Raw genomic sequence first — 20,464 nt, forward strand, 5'->3', positions numbered from 1 at the left:
AAAATTAATGAAGAGTTTAACCCATTTAACCTTGACGCATTATGAAAAATCTAATCAAAGTGATTGCAGTGATTATTGGTTTGGCGTTGACAGCATTTATTTTTTTGATGCTATATGTTCAAACTAATTGGGACAGAAAATATGATAGTCCTTACCCTGATTTAAAAGCCAGTACCGATTCTGCCGCTATAGCACGAGGAAAGTATCTGGTTTACGGACCTGCACATTGTGCTTCCTGCCATATTTCATTAGATGATTATGAGGCGATGGAAGCCGGAGAGCAGGTTCCTTTGAAAGGAGGGGAGGTTTTTAATTTGAAAATAGGGGTTTTGACTGCTATCAACCTTACTCCAGATAAGGAAACAGGAATAGGGAATTTAACTGATGGTGAAATAGCCAGAGCGATGCGGGATGCTATAGGACATGATGGAAGAGTTCTGCCTCCTTTTATGCCATTTAAATTGATGACGGACGAAGATGTGATTGCAGTTCTTTCATTTTTGCGATCACAGACCCCAGTATCAAACAAAATCAATAAGCCAGAATATACAAGAGAAGGAAAATGGCGATTAAGTACTGGAAGTCACCAACCAAGAATCATTGAAGGAACACCTAAAAAATCAATTCCTAGAGAAGCTTCCGTTGTTTATGGAGAATATTTGGTCAATACTGTAGCAAATTGTGTGGGTTGCCATTCGGTAGCATCGATTGAGTATGGAGTGAAAGAATTTGAGTTTGGACCACTATCTGGTGGAGTTCAATTCGGAGGAACCAATGTGAACAATTATCGATTTATTACCCCAAACCTAACTCCTGAAAAGCAGACTGGAATTATCGCCAATTGGGGTGAAGAGGCTTTTTTAGCTAGGTTCAAGCAAGGAAGGATTTATGAAAATTCTCCAATGCCTTGGGGAAGTTTTGCAAGAATGGATGAGGTTGACATCAGAGCAATTTATAGGTATTTGAATTCCATACCACCTATTGCTCACAAGATTGAAAAAACCGTTTATGGTCCTGGAGAGGAGATTCCAAGTTTCTAAATCATCATTTTAGGAATACAGTTTTATTGGTTTTCGAACTTTCTACCGCTGCCTCTAAGATTTCGACTACAAGCAGGTTGTTTTCGAGGGAGCTTAGATCGTATGGAGAAGCTTTGATCTCTCCACGGATTATTGCTTTGAAATAAGTAAAAGGATCATCGTAGGGGCTTTCTCTTTTCTCTAGCTGAAAAACTTTCTCATCGAAACCATCATAGCCTTGAGCCATTCTTAATCGTAACGTTTTGCCATTGTCAGCAAATAGGGCGCCTGTCATGCCATAAATTTCCATGTCTTTTCTGCCAATGGGCCAGTTCCAGGATGGTTCTAGAATAACTTGGGAGTTTTCATAAGCTAGGATTATAGTGGCATCATCGTCTACTTTAGGATTATTTTCTGCTTGCAGCTGTTGCGCTACTGCAGTCACTGAAATTGGTCTCTCGCCTTTGTGAAGCCATGTGGATAAATTGGCGCCGTAGCATCCAAAATCTATAATAGCTCCTCCTCCATTTAGTTTTGGGTCAGTGAGCCATTCCAAGAATTCTGCACTTACTCCAATGTTTTTGGGCCCTCGATGTCCATCCCGAACGATTAATTTTCTCATTTCACCGATCTCTCCTTCTTCCAGGATTTCTTGAGCTTTTTCCACGGAAGGATACCAGGTGGTTTCATAGTTAGTGATTAAATGGATTCCATGCTTTTTGGCTAATTCTTCCATTCTTGATGCATGGGCTGCACTGACTGCCAAAGGTTTTTCTACCATAACATGCATCCTTTTTGGAGCTGCAGCCTCTACCACTGCTAGATGATCGTAAATATTTCCGAATGCAGTGACAGCTTCAGGACGGGTTGCAGTCAGCATTTCCTCTAAGTCATCATAAACCAGATCCATCGAAATCCCATACTGTTTGGTCAACCTTTCAGCTAGAGTTTTATTGGGCTCCGCGATCCCGACAATTTCTATGTCTGTTCTTTTATTTGCATCCAAAATCCACCCAACATGGCCGTGAGTCAGTCCTGCGACTCCAACTCGTAATTTATCCTGAGAAAAAGTCAGGTTGACAGAGCTTAAAAAGATCAATAAAAGGAGAAGGTATCTCATGGTTTTAAAGGTTAATTGATTCAAAATTTGGACAAAAGAGATTGAAAAGACAAATGATTTAGTTTATTTGGATAGGATCGTTTACAATAAAATGATTGACAAAGACAGAATTAAATTGCCATTTCAGTTCGATGTAGAAAAACTTCAGAATGAAGTTGAGGGGCTTGAGCATGTCGAATGGACAGAGCATTTTGTTAGGCAGAATTATAATGGAGATTGGTCGGTTATTCCGTTGACAGCTCAAGAAGGAAGAAACCATCCCATCCTAATGGCTTCTGCTATTCCAAATGGAGGTAAATTTATTCCAACACCCTATTTGGCTTTGTGTCCTTATATTTCTTCAGTTTTGGATAGCTTTTTATGTGAAAAGGCATCTGTTCGCCTGATGAAATTATCTCCAGGCTCTGAAATCAAAAGGCATCAGGATTACGATTTGGATGAAACAGAGGTAAGAATACATTTGCCTGTTTTTACCAATGAGAAGGTCAATTTTTTAGTAAATGATGTTCCTGTGAAGATGAATGAGGGTGAATGTTGGTATTTGAAGCTTTCTGACCCTCATCAAGTGGAAAATAAAGGAGATAGTGCAAGAATACACTTGGTTCTTGATTTGGTTTTGAATGACTGGTTGAAAAGGTATTTGGAGAATTAACACGCTAATGATTATGACCTAATCCATTTTTTCATTTTTGGGAAGCTTTCATAATCGGTTAAGTCCATCCAGACTAAAAGAGGCAAACCCCGATACTGTCCATTGGTATATTCATGGATTAGCATCTGTGAATCCCCTTTGTAACCATCTGGATGAAAAACGACTTCTGGAGGTAGACCCAAATGAATCAAAGCAGCGTAGGTCCAGCACATTACGCCCATTTCGTCATCTTGACTGGGGCTTCGATAGTTTTTTACATTCCCAATAATTGTCTCTTTTTCCTCAGCTGTCATCAAAGCAATATGCCCAGCTTCATGAAGTAAATCCCCAGGATATTTCAGCTTTTCAGGATCATAATAAAGTTTGCCACTATCTATTTTGAGGCCAGGTAAAAAGGTTTCTTCCTCTAGAGAGGAACTAATCGTGTGGATTCCAATTTCATCCAAAAATGTAAGAATTTGGGCTTGGTAGTTTGAAGTCATTTTAAAAATTTTTGATTTTCTAATTTATCAGATTAAAGGAAAGAAGAAAATGAAATAATGAGCAAATATTCAATTCAACCATTTTTTAAATTGTATTTTAGGAAGAACCAAACAAGACTATGATGAGAAAAACTTCATTTTTAATACTGGCTTTGGGTATACTCGGTGCCTGCAGCCAATCGGAAGAGACTAGCTATAAATTTCAGGTTTCCGATATAGAACCTGCTTTAATAAAACTTGCTTCTGATGAATTTATGGGAAGAATGCCATTTACAGAAGGGGAGGAAATCACGGTGGATTACCTTGAAAATGAATTTAAATCCATGGGTTTAGAACCTGGAAATGGCGATTCGTATTTTCAGGATGTTCCAATGGTGTCAATCCTAAGTCTTCCTTCTGAAGAGATGACTATTAGTTCCGCAAATGAATCTATCACTTTAGAAGGGCTCAAGGATTATGTCCTTTGGACACAGCGAACAGATTCCCTTGTGAGCTTTGAGGATGTTGAAATGGTCTTTGCAGGTTTTGGAATTGTAGCTCCTGAATATGGATGGGATGATTATAAAAACATCGATGTCAAAGATAAAATTGTGGTTATCCTAGTTAATGACCCTGGCTTTGGGACGGAAGATGAGGCATTTTTCAAAGGAAACACAATGACTTATTATGGCAGGTGGACCTACAAATATGAGGAGGCAATCCGTCAAGGAGCTTTGGGTTGTCTGATTGTTCATAATACCATCCCGGCTGGATACGGCTTCAATGTAGTGCAGGGAAAATGGAAAAATCCTCTATTATACTTGGACGAAAGAGGATCTGAAAAATACACTCCTGCCTTTGAGGGATGGGTGACCTTGCCTACAGCAAATAAGCTTTTTGAAATGGCAGGGCTCAACGGAAATGAATTATTGGCGAAGTCAAGAAAAGCAGATTTTCAGGCAGTTCCGATGAATTTGAAAGCCAGTTCTTCTATCCAAGTGGTTGCAGAATATGATGTCTCTAAAAATGTAATTGGGAAAGTGACAGGTGCTTCCAAGCCAGATGAGGTAATAATTTATACTGCACATTGGGACCATTTTGGTTTTGGGGCACCAGATGAAACTGGAGATAGCATTTACAATGGCGCACTTGATAATGCGTCAGGAACTGCGGCGTTATTGGCATTGGCAAAAGCATTCACAACTGATCCGAAACCTGAAAGAACGGTGGTTTTTCTAGCCGTGACAGCTGAAGAGCAGGGACTTTGGGGATCGGCTTATTATGCCCAAAACCCGATTTATCCAAAAGAAAACACAGTTGCGAACATCAATATGGATGGGATCAATCCTTATGGAAAAATGAAGGATGTTTCCCTGATTGGAATCGGTCAGTCTGAAATGGAAGATTTGCTCAATGTTGAATTGGAGAAAGTAGGAAGATATTCTGCTCCTGATCCTACTCCTTCAGCTGGTTACTATTTTAGATCAGACCACTTCAATTTTGCGAAGATCGGTGTTCCTGCACTTTATTTTAGTAATGGAATTGATCACTTCGAAAAGGGGAAGGAATTCGGAAAAGCGTTGGATGATGAGTATGTCCAAAAATATTACCACAACCCATCTGATGAATATGACACTTCCCGATGGAATCTTGAGGGAGCCGTAGATGATGTTCAGATACTTTATGAAGTTGGAAGGAATCTAGCCAACTCAGATACTTGGCCTAAATGGAAACCCAATTCTGAATTTAGGGCGATCCGAGAAAGCTATATGAAGTAAAAAAAAGAGGCAGTGTCAAACTGCCTCTTTTTTTATTGAGGTAATCTGGATCTTAGCAAAGCAATTTGACCCATGTGATTGGATTGGTGCTCCATGACATGAAACCATGCCCAGTGATTATTTGCCTGAGTCCCTTTTAATTTTGAGGAGAACCATTTATCGTCTTTCTCTTTTAAAAGTGCTTTCGTTTTCTCTCTTACCTCATCCCAGATCCCGAAATAATAAGCGATAGGTTTTCCTTGAAATTCAGCTCTAGCTGTTTCTCCAAGCTCTAGAGCTGTCATCCATTTTGCAGTTTCTTCTTCATTAAATTCCCTGCCTTCAAAAGTATACACTTGATAGAAAGCTTCGGTTGCAGCTAGATGCATAACCATGGCTCCGATTCTATTTGCTTTTTCATCTAGCAGAAAATCCACCTGGTCTTGGGACATATTCATTGTCAAGCGATGGATTCTTCCTTTGATATCATCCAGCATCGCCACCATATTTCCGATGTCTTGAGAATATCCTTTTGGAGGTTCGATTACTTGGGCATTTGATTTTATTTGAAATAGGAATAAACAAAATGTACTGAGGACAAAAATCTTTAACGTTTTCATTTTATATAGATTAAAGTTTAAATAGTTATTTCAATGGCATTTCCTTCCGGATCTAAAACAACACTTTCAAAGTAGCCATCTCCCGTTGTTCTGGGTTCTCCGGTTACTTGGAATCCATCAGTTCTTAGTTTCTCAGTTAGACTCAGAACCTTTTCTTTGCTTCCAGTAGAAATGGCTATGTGGGCAAATCCAAAGGAATAGTTTCGGTTTTGACTGGAATGGATTTCCGGTTTTTGCATCAGTTCGATTTGAGCTCCGGATTCAAAAGAGAGGAAATAAGAGGTGAAATTTTTGTTGGGATTGTGATATTTCTCTCCTGGAATCAGGTCAAAATAATGACAATAGAACTCCTTCATTTTTTCTACATCTTCCACCCAAATAGCCAAATGTGCAAGTTTCATTTTAGTTTTTTATACCGATCAAAATGACTCCAGAAAAATCCTCCACAATGCTTTCTTCTGAATTGTTGTTTTGAATATTTGTGAACAAAATTTTTAATTCAATGTCCTCATCTGAATAACTAAGAGTTAGATCTTCTTTTGGAATGTCATTTTTATATCCATTTCCATATTGATCCCTCAGGGTTGAAACAAAGGAGGCCAAATCAAATTCAGCATTACTGTTACCAATTTTAAAATTCAAGAAATTGGTTTCAGGGTCAAAGGACAAAGTTGCTTCTTCAAATCCAGGCACATCCCAATTGTCTTTGTAAAATCCGGGATTAAAATTGAAACGAATTTCAAAATCATACCCTTTGAGAATTCGAACTTTATCGTTTTCAATATTATATGAGAAATATTGCCCATCAAGGGAGTTTTCTTGACCTATCATATAATTTGGAATATACTTCAAGCCCATTGATTCTACGATGAACTGGCTATAGTCCAAATAGGTATAAGTGCCATCTTCTTTGGCTTTTATTGCCTCTTTATATAAAGTTGCCAGATCTTGATCAAACCAATTTAAAACTGAACCTAAACCATGGTAATCCTCGAGGTATTGAATAATTGAATTGACTTCTTCTAGTTGTTCCTTTTCCAACTGATTAGTGTTTTTGGAGTTTATGGCTTTTGGCTTTCCCTTATCTGAAAACTCCCAATAGACTTCATTTTTGATTTTTTCTTTGGATAATATCTGGTGTTCTTTAAGGATGGTTTCCAGACGGGACAGCTGATTTGATTCGCTTAAGCTGAACATGCTCCAAGGACCAAAGGATCCGAAAATCATAAAAGCAGCTAGAGAAATTGGGATTGTTTTGATTTTTCCTTTTCCAAAAATGAAGTAAAGTGCAATAAAGGTGAGCCAAATGCCCATTAATAAAATTATGTATCGATTGACCGTTAAGCCATATTCTTGAACCCTAATACCGATTGCTAAAAACAGTAATACGATCAGAGGAAATAATAAAAAATAAAATGCACGGTAAAAGGTTTTGATCCAGGAACTTTCCTTTTGATCCCGGATTGGAAATAATAGGAGGTAAGTAAATATGCCCAATACCGAAATCGCAATAATCATGTAGCTCACGATTCCTTTTGGCCAATCCCAAGTGAGAATGATCTTTCCTCCATAAAAATAAAGGATGGTCAAGTAAACTAGTAAAAGCGGAATCAGGATAAATTGTGTAAAGACTTTCAATCCTTTCGGATAGCTTTCTTGGGAGATAACTGCTCCCTGGTTTTTTGGAACTCCAGCCAAGAAAAACCAAGTGTTGAACACTCCTATGATTAAAATATAGATTTGAAAATATGTTTTGGGATCTATTTCAAGGGAGAAAAGCAAATGGATGGCACCTAAGGCCAAGGCAATTCCTATATAAAGGACAAACGAATACAAAGCCCCAAGGGCGATTCTGAGGAACAGACTTTCATTGAACTTCCAAAATGCATGATCCTCTTTCTCTTTCCAGTAGCCTATAAAAGAAACAAGGAGGTGTGCCGTGAGATTATAAACCAGATAGCGGATGTAAGGGACTCGTGTAGTAGAAAAAGTGTTTTCCTTGGGGAAAGAGAAATAAATAATAATCAAAATTACCAGTGCCAATACCCGGCCTATTATCCGATAACTTGGCTCAAGTTCTTTCTTTTCAGCATAAATGTCCACACAGAAAAACAAGGGGATACCAAGCGCGAAAGTTATTAGGAGATTGATCCATTCGAGGTTTTGATCGCCTAGGTCTATTTCAATAAGATATATCAATAAAAAAGAGCCTAAAGCAGCAGAAACTATACTTAAAGGAAACCTTAGAAAAGAATTTTCAGCATCACTTTTAAGTTGACTTATCGATGGGAATTTCATCTTTGGATGGATTTATTAGAAAAATAGTTTTTTCCCTCAACCGAAAAAAAGGAAAACGATTCAATCTTTATTAATTCATGTTAAACCTGTAAATGTTAGAATGGATATCCGATTGCAAAATTGAATATCAGATTTTCCTTTCTCCAGGTTTTACTGCCTAAGTCAAAAGTATTGCCCCAACGCTGTCCCTCTTCCAAATAAGGAACTCGTAATGGAGTAGCCAAATCAAATCGGATCACAAAAAACTGAATGTCTACCCTGATACCGAAACCGGTACCCACTGCAATTTCTTTCCACCAGCTGGAGCTAAACTTTCCTCCAGGCAATGCTTCATTTTCATTCATCAACCAGATATTACCGGCGTCCAAAAATAACGCCCCTTTCAGGTATGGCACTAGCGGGAATCTATATTCTACATTTCCTTCCAATCGAATATCACCAGATTGGTCAAAGTAAGAGTTGACATCAAAATTTTCAGGTTTATAAGTTCCAGGGCCAATGGATCTGATCCGGAAAGCCCTGATACTATTGGGACCACCCGAAAAATATTGCTTGGAATAGGGAAGCGAGGAAGAGTTTCCAAATGGTACGCCAACTCCACCAAACAATCGAGTGGCAATGGTTTGATCTTTAGCAAAGTTGAAATGATATCTCAAATCCAAATCTGTCTTCCCGTATTGAGCATATTCCAATCCAAAGATTTTCCCATTATCCTGACCAAATAAGTTGTCCAATGCATGCAGGGTATTCCCTGCAAAATCCAGGTTCAAACCTAAAAAATAAGCATGTGTTCGGAATTTATCATTTAGCTTATTGAAGTTGAAAGTATAAGTAATTCCAGCAATAAAATTCTGATCAAAACTTCTTCTTAAAAATGGATTGTCTTCCAGAATCTGCTCAAACTCAGGAGAAGTTTTCGACAAGTTGACAATATTCAGATTGATCGGATTGATTTCATGGTAGGCAAAGCGGTTTGCATTCCAGAAGTAACCATACTTTGCGTAGAAGGAATTTAGACGATATAAGCCACCTCTGCTGAGGTATTCAGTTCCTAAGCTGATTTTGGTTTTAGGCACGGAATAGCTGAATTTTTCCTTGATTGGTACAAAGAAAATAACCCGAGGGAAGATCAAATCTCCTCTTAATCCGAGTTCTAAGGATTGTAGTCCGGTACGATCTCCGCCAGCAATCTGAAACTCATATCCAATATTTGCTGAGATATTAATCGTTTCTCCTCCTTTGAAAGTGTTCCGGTTTCTATACACCAAATTCAAGGCTGGACCGGCAAAATTATTGGATTTGGAAACGCCCAAAAGCTCAGCTCTTACCGACCTTTTCGTCATGGGTGAGAGGTAAAAATAAGCAGCCAAATGACCGATGGAATCTTTCAAATCCATCTCTTCATACCTCAGGTTTACAAATTTGTAATTACCAATCGAGCTGATTCGATTGCTGGAAAGCCTTGACTTGGTAGGGTCGTAAAGATTGTCTTTTTCAATTAAGATGTAGTCATTTAACAAATGGGGCTTGAATACCAATTCACTTTGAATGAATTCTTTCCCATCCAAACTTACTGTGTCCGCATTTTCTTCCTCATTGTCTAAGGAATAATTTGGGAAAACCTGAATTTGATCTACTTGGTAAGGAATGATTCCTTGCGAAGGGACATTGTTTTTTAGCCGTAAGTAGAGTTTGAATTGTCTGGCAGAATCAGAAATATTGGTGTCTGCTTCGAAAATCAAATAGTCATTATTGAAATTGTAATAGCCTCGCTGTTTTAATTCTGTGTCCAAGCGATCTCTTTCTTGGTTCAATGCATTGAGGTCAAAACGACTTCCCTCTTTTAGCTCAGAGTCGGCTAAAAGCTCCTTGATTTCATGTTCAATTGGCAAAGAATCCCTTTCCAGAACCAATTCGGTTAAGGCATATGGATGAGATATTTCTGCGAAATAGGATACTTCTGCAAACTTGTTTCCCCGGTTAACTTCTGAACTGGCAGTCCCATAGAAAAAGCCTCTGTTTTCAAGTCTATTTAAAATCAGTTCTTCCGTTCGGGCAGGATCTACATCGCTGAAATAGACTGGCTCCTCACCAAATTTTTTATTTAAAAAGCGGTTAATGAATCCAGGTTTTTCTTTCTGGTTTTTATAATGTGCCCAAAGCCCCACATACATTCCTAGAAATTTGGAGTTTGGCTCCGGCCTTAAAAGCCCTTCGAGCTCTTCTTCTACTGCTTTAAAATCCTTAAGGTCTTTAGGGTGGTCCACTTCCAGTGATGCACCTTTGTACAGCAATTCATCCTCTGGAATGAATTTTTTCACACTACAGCTGCTGATTAGCCAAAGCATCAATAGAGGAAATAGAGGTTGTTTATTTTTCATTTTCCTCCTTCTTTTCATTTTCCTTTTTTTCTTCTTCGCTTGGACTTTCAGTGGATACCGGAGCTTTCCATAGTTCACTAAACTCATTAAACTCCCGGTTGAAAATCAATCCAGCTCCAGTAATGACTAATTGCCCATCAATCACACTTTCGAATTGATTTTTTCGGAAAGCTCGGATTCTCCATCTTCCATCTTCCGTCAGCATGTATTCAAAACTGATATTTGCCAAAATGGAATTACCTGACTGGGTAGAGGAGCTTTGGGAGCTGCCTTCCAAATCGACTTGGCTTCCAACTTGCACCACAAGTCTATCGTCAAAAAGTGTTTGTTGTGCGTTGATGTTCAAATCAGTACGATTTTGTCCTGTACCGGATTCATATTCTCTATAAGTATCCAGATCCACGCCCAATTGGAAACCACTATCTCCAAAAATTCTACTTGAAAGAGCATTCATTTGATCGGAAAGTACTTGACTGGCGCTGTTTCTAGCGATTGCAGCTGCTCCACCATTTGAGCCGTCACTTCCCTGAGAAGGGAAAAACCGATTCAGCACTAAAAGCGAAAACACTTGCTTGTTTAATTCATCTTCTTGTTCATTGATCTGAAGAACTTGTGAATAGACACTTCCTCCAAAAGATCCCCTTTGGTTTTCCGGCATATCCAGCGTAAATGAAATCTCAGGCTTCAGCAATTCTCCGCTGACATTCAAATAAACCAGAAATGGAATTTTCCTTTTGTATTGAGATTGAGTCTCTTGATTACTTCCAGTCAATTGGGAGGACATCAAGTCTGAAGCTGCAGTTTCAACTTCATAGATCGCTCGGATTTCCAGGTTGGCATCCATTGGGTCGCCATTCCAAGTAATTCTACTTCCCGGGCTAATATCAAATTTCTTACTGATCAGATTATACAAGGACATCTCATAATGTCCGTCAGTGATTTCGTAAGCACCACTCAGCGTTATTCTACCATTTGGATTGATGTCCATCTGTAAATCTGCGCTTCCAGAAACGAGTAGGTTATCCCCTGTTTTTGGGTCTATGACAATGGTGAATTTTGCATTTGGATCTGCAGATAAAATTGCCTGAATATCATATCCAGAAAATGCAGTGGTAGTTTCTTCCAGCTGAGCCGTCAGAATATCATCTGGGTTCTGCTTGTTGACAAATAAAACCACTCCATCACGCTCCACAAGATCCAATTCGGTTTCAGGAATAATCAACGTAAGATCTGTATTATCCTTGATGGTTAAATTTGCGCGTACAATCGGTAAGACCAGATCCCCTTTGATACTGACATCTGCATCAATCGTGCCTTTGCCATACAATAAATCACTTTCCTCATCGGTAGAATTGACTACCATAAAGTTTTTGGCAGTCAGATTTAGGTCAAAACTTGGATTGGTCAAGTCCTCTGTAAGTACTTTACCATTGATGTCAAAGGTATTGTTATCCGTATCTCGAATGGTAAACTGATCAAAATAAATCCCTTCATTATCTGCCCTTATGGTTTCATTGGAAAGCAGGTATTTGGTATTGATCTCTGTTGGGACGAAAGAAGCTTCATTGAATTTGAATTCCCCTTGGTATTTGGGCTCTGTGGTTGAACCACTGACATTCAAAGTTCCGGAAATAAAACCTGAGGCATCCGTAATTTGATCTTGAGAGAGTTCAGCTATTTTCTCCATTTGTGCTTTGATCAAGTCAAGCTTGATATCAAGATCTCCACCGTTTTCGCTGGCTACAAATCCACCGTTCAAATCCAGATCAATTCCTCCATCTCTTAGCTTCAAATCCAGAATATAATTCCCAAGACTTTTGGCAGTGGCTTCTAAATCCAAATTCCCAAGCGGCACGCCTATAGCTTTTAGACTGTCAATTTCAAGTTTACCCATTAGGCCAATAGCAGTAAATGGATTTTCAACTACTAACTGACCGTTCATTTTTCCTCCAGCAATCAACTCATCGGGATTCAATAAACTGGTGAAGGTTCCAAGCCTGAAATTGTTAAAAACAACAGCAATATTCTCCTCAGTGAACCCCGGGATATTTCTATCGAAAGTGAGTTCTTGACTGTTTCTGGTAAAGCTAAAATCTTGGAATCCCAGGTAATTTGTGGCATAGATTACCTCATTCGTTTCTGGAATGCTCCACTCCGCTTTATTTAGAATCAGATTTTCCGGATTGATATGAATGCTCATAGAATCTCCCGAAAAGCCAATATCAGAAGCAATATGTGCCAGTTTCTCTTCCTCTACGAGCGAGGTAAAATCAAAATAAACTCTTGAATCGGAAAGCTTTCCTGTCAAAGTGGTTCTATCCATATTCAATGGTCCTGAAGTCAATTGCTGGAAACCAAAGACCAAATTCATGGTATCTCTGTTGGAAATTAAATCCAACTTGATGCTGTCAAGTTCTGTTCCTGCGTAATTGATGTAGGGTAAATCGATGGATGCCGTAACAGAATCCAGATTTTGATAATAGGCAAGTTGAACACTGCCAGAATCCAATTGCTCCAATCCCTGAAAAAGCACTTCGTTCAATAATGGATCTTCCGAAATCCGAAGCTCCATGTTCATCACAATATTGGTGTCCAAAGGCACTAGCGTAGAATCAGCCTGACCGAAATAGGCCAAGAAATGATTCTGAAGCGCTTCAGCCAAAGCCTGTGGATTGGTGTTGGTTTGAAGAAATCCATTCAGCAGTTTACTGGCAACGTTGATGCTGGTAGAATCTTCTTGGATTTTGGCTTGAAGGTCTAGGGTTCCTGTGGGATAGGTTTTGTCATCATAAAGAATCAAACCATCATGTAAAGTGGTGCTGATATCAAAATCGTTTGGATTTCCTGTGAATTTTGCCTCTAGCTGTAGCCTGGCTCTGGATTGTTTTTCTGTGAAACCGAGGCGGTAAAAATCAGCTCCTTTCAAGTCCAGATTCAAATCAATAACTGAATTGACAGAGTCTAAAACCAGCTCACTTGTGAGATCAAAATCCAGGAATTCATCTTTCAAGTTTAAGGATAGGTTGCCATTTCCATTTTCCATGTCGCCGGCCAGCTTTAGTCCAGAATAATCCGAACCATAAAGTTTCAGACGTTTGAAATCAGATTCTAAGTTTGCAGTCAGGTCATAGATTGAAGTTCCTTGGCCTTTAGCTTTGATTTCCAAACTGAGGGTGTCAAGATCTGGATTCTTTAAGAGTGTTTCTAATTGCAGCTGATTGACTTGCAGATCCAAATCAAAGCTAAGTTGATTTGCATCCTGATAGCTTGCGTCTAGTGTTATATCTCCCAAATCAGAATCCAGTTCTAGCTTGGCCAACATGTCCTGTAGACTTCCTTTAGCCTGAGCCTGAATGGCAATAGTCTCAGGAAATTGGATTCCATAATCTGCTTCATTGATAAATGCTAGCAGCGTTTTTCTGTTTGTTTTAAGCCCTATTTCTGGGAAATCTACTTCCATCAAATCTAGGTTTGAGGCATTTGAAACAGAACCATAGGTTTGTAAGGATGTCTCTCCCCATTGAAAATCAAGTATCGGAATCTTAATGATTTCTAAGTTTCCATTTGCCTCAATCTCACCCGTAAAAGGGTTTTTTGCCAATTCTTGAAGAAGGGTATCCTGTGCTAAAGATGGATCAAAAAAGTAACTGTCTTTGATGTCAAGGCGAACTTCCGTTATAGCTAACTGTAACTCAGATTTGTCTGGATTATCCAGTAAATTTTGAATCGAAGCGTAGCTAAGCTTTGCATTTGAGGAAAGAAAACTCCGATTGGTTTCAATTGAAAAATTCTCAATAGCCAATTGGTTTTCGTCAGCGGTAAGGGCAATGATTAAATCTTTTAATTCAAAACCACTGGCTTCTGTAAACTGGGCTTTTTCAAGATTCAATGCCAATGAATTTTCTTGCAGATTTAAATCCTTTGCTTCAAGATTCAGGTTTTCAAAATGAAGAACCTCTGGATTAAAAAAGCCTGAAATAGGAGCTTCGTCTTTGGTTTTATATTCCAAAACATTGTCTTGAAGGGATAAGGATTTTACGTTAACCAACCATTCTGGCCAAGTGAATTCCGATGTTTCGGCGATAGAATCAGAAGTAGGGGGAGCAGTTGAAACAGAAAAATCATGGAATAATATTTCAGAATTTGCCAATGAAACCTGATCAATCACAACTTTCTGATTAGGTAGATCTATCTCTGGAATCTGTAAAATAAAATCACCGATTTTTAGCTGTGCAACCTGCTGATCAACCGTGTTTTCATAGTTTAAATTGATGTCATTGAGACTTAAATTCTCTATGCTGATTTTTGGTAAAATGGATTCTTCTTCCGTTTCTTCTGATGGAGGAAATGGTTTTGTTTGTTTGTAGCTAAGACTAGTTTCAGTCAAGGAAATCTCCTTGATTCCAAATACATAATTCTCCAGATCTAAGGTTGGAATAGCCAATTCAAAATCCCCCAATTTGAATTTCACATCCGTTCCCATTACCTCATCTTGGTAGCTGATGTCCATATTTTGGAGAGAAATGGGAGATAAGGTGATGTTTAGAGGGCTACCCTCTGTTAAAACACTGTCTTGAACTGCCGTGCTGTCTGTAGAGCTAAAGGCATCAATCAAAAACTCATAATTGAATTTGCCTGTACTTTCTGGTCTTTTTATTCGTGCGGTCAATCCATTCCACTGAAATTGACTCACTTGGATAGCGCCATTTTGAATTAATGGGATCAATTCAAGACCAGCTTCCAATTCATCAGAATAAACTAATGTATCCCCAAGATTGTCCGAGATGTAAAATTCTTCCAGGCTGAGATTGCCGGAAAATGTGATAAAAAGTTTGCCTATTCTGACTTCTGCACCGGTTTTATCTTGGAGATAAGAGGTTGCTTTGTCCACAATGATTCCCTGACCCCACGGGCTTCTTACAAACAAGACCAGGACTACAAATAGGAATAATAAAATGCCTATCGTAATGCCCAGTATCTTTAAAAACTTTATCAGGTACTTTTTAATGGCTTCAGATTAAAGAATGAAACTTTTGCGAAGTTTTCACATCTTGATTAAAAGACCAAGAAGTAAGCCAGAATGTTACAGGAATGATAATTAAATGACCAGTTTTTTTATTCTGTGTGAATTAAATCCAAGCAATCCTAAAAAAATGCCAAGACTTCCAACCGGAAATCTTGGCATTTGAACTTTTATATGCTAAGGGTTATTCTTCACCTTCTTTCAAATTATAATTTACCATCCAGCCATTTCCATATTTATCTATAAAACTCCCAAAGTAAGAGCCCCAAAATGCTTTTTCATAAGGCATTTCGATTTTACCGCCGGCAGATAAACCATCGAAGAATTTTTTACCCTGTTCTTTACTGTCTGGCATCAGGGAAATGTAATTATGGTTACCTACGTTCAGTTTATGCCCCATACTGGGCATGATGTCACTAGCCATGATTTTTACTTCATCAGAGATTTTTAGGGTTACGTGCATCACACGATTTTTCTCTTCGTCAGAAAGATGATCCATTCCTGGAATTTCGCTGAAGTAGTTGAATCCTCCGTCAAAATCACCTCCAAGGATGCTTTTGTAAAAAGTTATGGCCTCTTTGGCTTGACCGTCAAAATTTAAATAAGGATGAATTTTCATAGTACTTGGGGTTATAGTTTAAGATGCTTCAAAAGTAGGTTTGGATGCTGTCCTTTTTTCCAGGTAAAAACTTAAAGTTGACAATAGTAGTCCCAATAAAACTACGGAGCAGGCAGCGATCCAATTGATATAAGAAATCTGAATGGCAATAAGCTGAAGAGAAAGTCCCGCAAGCCATACTAAATGGCCATTTAAAGTTCTTCCGCTTCGGGTTTTTAAATCATACTTACTTTTCCCTTCATCAATCATTGGTCTAAAAAAATCCCGATACTGCCAGAGCAGAATCAAATTCAGGAGCATTAAAAAACCAAGGACGAAAGGTGTCCCTCTCCAGTTTAGGGAAATAGTTACTATCAAAATGTTTCCAATCATCGGTATCATCATGATGCTTCCCAATAATTTATAACGCGTAGTTACCAGCAAGTAACCGATTACGATTTGGCTGTAGGCAATAAACTTCCCGTAAAATCCTAAGCCATAAGGTTCAAGTTCTTCGATCAGCCATACCGGTCCGATCCAACCGAAGAACTGATGTTCATGGAATAATTTGGCCATTCCGGCACCCCAAAAGGTAAATCCCAAGAAAATCGAAATTCCCTGGATCATTAAGAATGGGATTTTTTTCATAGTGATTGGCTGGATTAGATATAAAAATATTCAATTATTCGTGAAAAAGGTACTCCCGTGAATTTCCTCCTACTGGTTACAATTTGTGATTGGAGATTTAAAAAAGGTGATATTCAGTGGAATAAAACTTTTTCTTAATTTTCCTTAGATTAATTCTAAATAAGTCTTGTTTAGAATCATTCTAAGCAATAAGTTTGCGACATCATTGAAAACTAAACCATCATGAATCGCAGATTTATATTATTACTGAACCTATTTTTCCTAGTTGGGTATCAAGTTTTGGCGCAGAATGCCGTCATAAAAGGGACTGTCCTGACGGCGGATAAGCAGCCGCTAGAATTTGTCAATGTGGGAATAAAAGGTCTTGCTAAAGGCTCAACAACAGACCGCAATGGATTTTTTGAAATCAAAAACATAGAGCCTGGGACTTATTCTGTTTTTGCATCTTTTGTGGGTATTGAAAAACAAGAGAAAAAAGTAAGCCTGACTGCAGGACAAACAATCACCTTGGATTTTTCGATGGCAGAAACATCTACAGAGCTTTCAGAAATAATTGTGACGGATTATAATTCCAACCGCTTTTATGCCGACAGCAATTTTACAGTTGCAAAATTACCTCTGACAGATCTTCAAAATCCCCAAGTCTACAACTCTATCTCTCAAAAATTATTGAAAGAACAGGTTGTCACAAATATGAATGATGCATTGAAAAATGCGACTGGCGTGGCAAGGCTTTGGGAATCTACCGGAAGGGGAGGAGATGGAGCTGAATATTACTCTATGCGTGGATTTGCAGTACAGCCTACCATGGTCAACGGGATGCCAAGCTTGAATAATGGTAGCTTGGATCCAGCCAACGTGGAAAGTGTAGATGTAATCAAAGGTCCATCGGGAACGCTTTTCGGAAGTTCCGTTATTTCTTATGGTGGATTGATCAATATCACTACAAAGCGTCCAGGCGATTTTTTTAGAGGTGAAGTTGGTTTTATTACCGGAAGCTTCGGTATGAACAGATTGACTGCAGACGTAAACGTTCCATTGAATAACAATGCTGCTTTCCGTGTGAATACCGCATATCAATCCAAGAATTCATTTCAAGATGCAGGAGAAAGCAATTCACTTTTCATCGCTCCATCATTTAAGTTTAAAGCAAGTGAAAGATTGACCTTCTTGATCAATACAGAGTTTTTGAATGCCAATTCTGTCAATGCTCCGATGATCTTTTTGAACAGAAACAATCCATTGACTTACTCTTCTATAGATCCTTTTGAGAAACACTATGATCGTTCTTTCACCGGAAATGAGCTAAGCATCAATAATAATTCTTACAGCCTACAAGCTCAGGCTTTTTACAAATTGTCAAATAGCTGGACTTCACAGACTGTCATCTCCAGAAGTTCGTCCAAAACTGATGGATACTACCACTACCTCTACGATTTCAGTGATGGAGATACTTTCGGAAGGTATATCTCAGATAGAAATGGTCAGACTTTGACTACAGATGTTCAGCAGAATTTTATCGGAGAGTTCCAAGTGGCAGGATTGAAGAATAAGATGATTGTTGGCTTGGATTATTATGACCAAGACGTGCTGAATGGGAGTACTGGTTGGGTTGCTAATGGAGCAATGACGCTTTCCGACGGAAATGATACAGGAGTTTTGACCCAGGCTGGTGTCGATGAGTTGTTGAAGGGTTCTTTCGAAGGAAATTCTACTGCCTCAACTAGAGTGCTGAGTGCCTATGTATCAGATGTGGTTGAATTGACTTCACAGCTTTCTCTGATGGCAAGTGTGAGAGTAGATAATTTCAAAAATGAATCTTGGGGTGCTGAATCAGACCAAAACACTCAAACAGCAGTTTCTCCAAAATTTGGAGTGGTTTATCAGCCGATTAAAGACAAGGTTTCTGTCTTTGGAAACTACATGAATGGATTCGTGAATATTGCGCCTGCCGCGGTAAGCGATGCAGATGGTACCAACACCCGATTCAAGACTTTTGATCCTGAAATTGCTAATCAATTGGAGTTTGGCGTGAAAACGAACCTGTACCAAGATAAGATTTCTGCAACCGCCAGCTACTATAATATCAAGGTAAAGAACAGAGTGATCACCGATCCTAACAACATCAATAATTCCATCCAAGGAGGAGAAGTGTTGAGCAAAGGCTTTGAGTTTAGTTTGATTGCTAGCCCTGCGAAAGGCTTGAGTTTAGTTGCGGGGTATTCTAAAAATAATGCTGAAGTGACTGAAGACAATCCTGAAAGTGGATACTTGGGTTTGAGACCAGAGTCAGCTGGACCAGATCAATTGATCAATTTCTGGGCAAGCTATAATTTCTCAGCAGGTTCTTTAAAAGGTTTCGGTCTTGGCTTCGGAGGAAATGCTGCCAGCGAATATTTGACTTTGAACAGAGAGAATATCGGGACTTTTGCATTGCCTGCCTATCAGGTTTTGAATGCCTCTCTTTCTTATACAGGTTCGCAGTATTTTTTAGCCCTGAAAGTCAACAATCTGACTGATCAAAAATATTATTCGGGTTGGTCTACCGTGACGCCACAAAGCCCAAGAAACTTCTCTTTAAGTCTCAATTATAGATTTTAATGAATTTTAAAAAGACTCTTCATAAACTACACCTGTGGCTCGGACTTTCGTCCGGGCTGGTGGTGTTTATAGTTGCCATCACAGGTTGCATTTACGCTTTTCAGGCAGAAATCAAGGACTTGACTTATTCTTTTCTTTTTGTAGAAGCTCAGGATAAAGCAGTTCTTCCTCCCAGTGAAATCAGTGAAATTGCTTACGATGCTTTTCCTGAAGGGCATCTTCATGCTGTGCTTTATCCTACCAAAGAAAAATCAGTTCAGGCTATTTTCTTTAGCTATGGAGAGGGGAATGATCATTATAAAATTGCCTACATCAATCCCTATTCAGGTGAAGTATTAAAACTAAACGATGAGTATGCAGACTTTTTCAGGATTGTATTGGACGGTCATTTTTATCTTTGGCTTCCTCCGGAAATCGGTCAACCCGTGGTGGCGTCATTTACTTTGGTATTCTTATTCATGGTGATTTCTGGTTTGATCCTTTGGTGGCCAAAAAAGAAAAAGAACCTAAAACAAAGCCTCAAAATCAAATGGTCTGGAAGATGGAGAAGGAAGAACTATGACCTACATCAAGTTCTGGGATTTTATGTGATGACATTTGCCTTGGTTTTTGCAATCACAGGACTTGTTTGGGGATTCAGCTGGTTTAGAAGTGGTCTGTATTCAGCCATGTCAGGTGGTGAGGAATTTGTGGAATACTATACTCCTGCCTCTGATTCTTCTCAGGTTTATTCAGGCGAAATTCCGGTATTGGATGCGGTTTGGATGAAAATGAATGCCTATTATCCAGAGGCAGAATGGATTGAAGTTCACCCTCCAGAATATGAAGGAGCCGCCATCGCTGCCAATGCCAATCCAGATGCCTCTACTTATTGGAAATCAGACTACCGGTATTTTGACCAAAACACACTCGAAGAACTTCCTGTAGACCATTTTTACAATCGCTTGGAGGAGTCCACTTTTGCCCAAAAAGTCATGCGACTGAATTATGATGTGCATGTCGGAGCGATCGCAGGTTTGCCTGGGAAAGTATTGGCTTTTTGCTTAAGTGCCATCATCGCGTCTTTACCAGTGACAGGCTTTTTGATTTGGTGGGGGAGAAGAAATAAGGAAAAAAGGAAAGCTGTCAAATCCAAAAGAGAATTGGAAATGGCCTAGTGGAGAATTATTAAGATTGGATTAGTAAGGCTTTGAATTGCGAAACGGCGAAGGATTTTAATTCTTCGCCGTTTGTGTTTATTTCTAAAACTAATTCTATCAAAATCATTATTTTGGATTCCTAAATCT

General features: G+C 38.9%; 14 protein-coding genes. 5 read left to right on the forward strand and 9 right to left on the reverse strand.

The features are described from left to right. The first annotated feature begins 41 nt into the window (after positions 1-41). Positions 42-1,040, forward strand: a complete 999-nt coding sequence (locus J0A69_RS16735) for a cytochrome C (RefSeq protein ID WP_206587767.1) — start codon at positions 42-44, stop codon at positions 1,038-1,040. Between the two features lie 4 nt (positions 1,041-1,044). On the opposite strand, the gene J0A69_RS16740 is transcribed toward J0A69_RS16735, so the two are convergent. After that, complete coding sequence (locus J0A69_RS16740; RefSeq protein ID WP_206587768.1) at positions 1,045-2,139, reverse strand: Gfo/Idh/MocA family protein; 1,095 nt, start codon at positions 2,137-2,139, stop codon at positions 1,045-1,047. A 91-nt stretch (positions 2,140-2,230) separates the two neighbouring features. Here J0A69_RS16740 and J0A69_RS16745 point away from each other — a divergent pair, with 91 nt between their 5' ends. Further along, the gene (locus J0A69_RS16745) at positions 2,231-2,791 is read left to right on the forward strand and encodes an aspartyl/asparaginyl beta-hydroxylase domain-containing protein (RefSeq protein WP_206587769.1); all 561 of its coding nucleotides are present in this window, start codon (positions 2,231-2,233) and stop codon (positions 2,789-2,791) included. Between the two features lie 11 nt (positions 2,792-2,802). On the opposite strand, the gene J0A69_RS16750 is transcribed toward J0A69_RS16745, so the two are convergent. Next, complete coding sequence (locus J0A69_RS16750) at positions 2,803-3,273, reverse strand: hypothetical protein (RefSeq protein WP_206587770.1); 471 nt, start codon at positions 3,271-3,273, stop codon at positions 2,803-2,805. Positions 3,274-3,395: 122 nt separating this feature from the next. Here J0A69_RS16750 and J0A69_RS16755 point away from each other — a divergent pair, with 122 nt between their 5' ends. Further along, positions 3,396-5,030: a M28 family metallopeptidase gene (locus J0A69_RS16755; RefSeq protein ID WP_206587947.1), complete on the forward strand. Its 1,635-nt coding sequence runs from the start codon at positions 3,396-3,398 to the stop codon at positions 5,028-5,030. A gap of 32 nt (positions 5,031-5,062) precedes the next feature. On the opposite strand, the gene J0A69_RS16760 is transcribed toward J0A69_RS16755, so the two are convergent. From J0A69_RS16760 to J0A69_RS16790, 7 genes are all read right to left on the reverse strand, one after another. After that, on the reverse strand, positions 5,063-5,629 hold the full coding sequence (locus J0A69_RS16760; protein WP_206587771.1) for a mycothiol transferase: 567 nt from the start codon (positions 5,627-5,629) through the stop codon (positions 5,063-5,065). Positions 5,630-5,646: 17 nt separating this feature from the next. After that, positions 5,647-6,030, reverse strand: coding sequence for a VOC family protein (locus tag J0A69_RS16765; RefSeq protein WP_206587772.1), 384 nt, complete (start codon positions 6,028-6,030; stop codon positions 5,647-5,649). 1 nt (position 6,031) lies between these two features. Next, a complete protein-coding gene (locus J0A69_RS16770; protein ID WP_206587773.1) occupies positions 6,032-7,927 on the reverse strand; it encodes a DUF4153 domain-containing protein in 1,896 nt (631 codons plus the stop codon). A 95-nt stretch (positions 7,928-8,022) separates the two neighbouring features. Beyond that, positions 8,023-10,308 carry a translocation and assembly module lipoprotein TamL gene (gene tamL, locus J0A69_RS16775; protein WP_206587774.1) on the reverse strand — a complete coding sequence of 762 codons (2,286 nt, stop codon included), beginning with the start codon at positions 10,306-10,308 and terminating at the stop codon, positions 8,023-8,025. Continuing rightward, positions 10,298-15,199 (reverse strand): translocation/assembly module TamB domain-containing protein, encoded by a 4,902-nt coding sequence (locus J0A69_RS16780; RefSeq protein WP_317194882.1) that lies wholly within the window; start codon positions 15,197-15,199, stop codon positions 10,298-10,300. The genes tamL and J0A69_RS16780 overlap by 11 nt, the downstream gene beginning before the upstream one ends. A 316-nt stretch (positions 15,200-15,515) precedes the next feature. Then, positions 15,516-15,950, reverse strand: coding sequence for a VOC family protein (locus tag J0A69_RS16785; RefSeq protein ID WP_206587775.1), 435 nt, complete (start codon positions 15,948-15,950; stop codon positions 15,516-15,518). An 18-nt stretch (positions 15,951-15,968) separates the two neighbouring features. Then, a complete protein-coding gene (locus tag J0A69_RS16790; protein WP_206587776.1) occupies positions 15,969-16,577 on the reverse strand; it encodes a hypothetical protein in 609 nt (202 codons plus the stop codon). A 222-nt stretch (positions 16,578-16,799) separates the two neighbouring features. Here J0A69_RS16790 and J0A69_RS16795 point away from each other — a divergent pair, with 222 nt between their 5' ends. Further along, a complete protein-coding gene (locus J0A69_RS16795) occupies positions 16,800-19,178 on the forward strand; it encodes a TonB-dependent receptor (RefSeq protein ID WP_206587777.1) in 2,379 nt (792 codons plus the stop codon). Continuing rightward, complete coding sequence (locus tag J0A69_RS16800) at positions 19,178-20,335, forward strand: PepSY-associated TM helix domain-containing protein (protein WP_206587778.1); 1,158 nt, start codon at positions 19,178-19,180, stop codon at positions 20,333-20,335. Before J0A69_RS16795 ends, J0A69_RS16800 begins: the two co-directional genes overlap by 1 nt. The last annotated feature ends 129 nt before the right edge of the window (positions 20,336-20,464 follow it).

This window comes from Algoriphagus pacificus, from assembly GCF_017254845.1.
Classification (GTDB): Bacteria; Bacteroidota; Bacteroidia; order Cytophagales; family Cyclobacteriaceae; genus Algoriphagus; species Algoriphagus pacificus.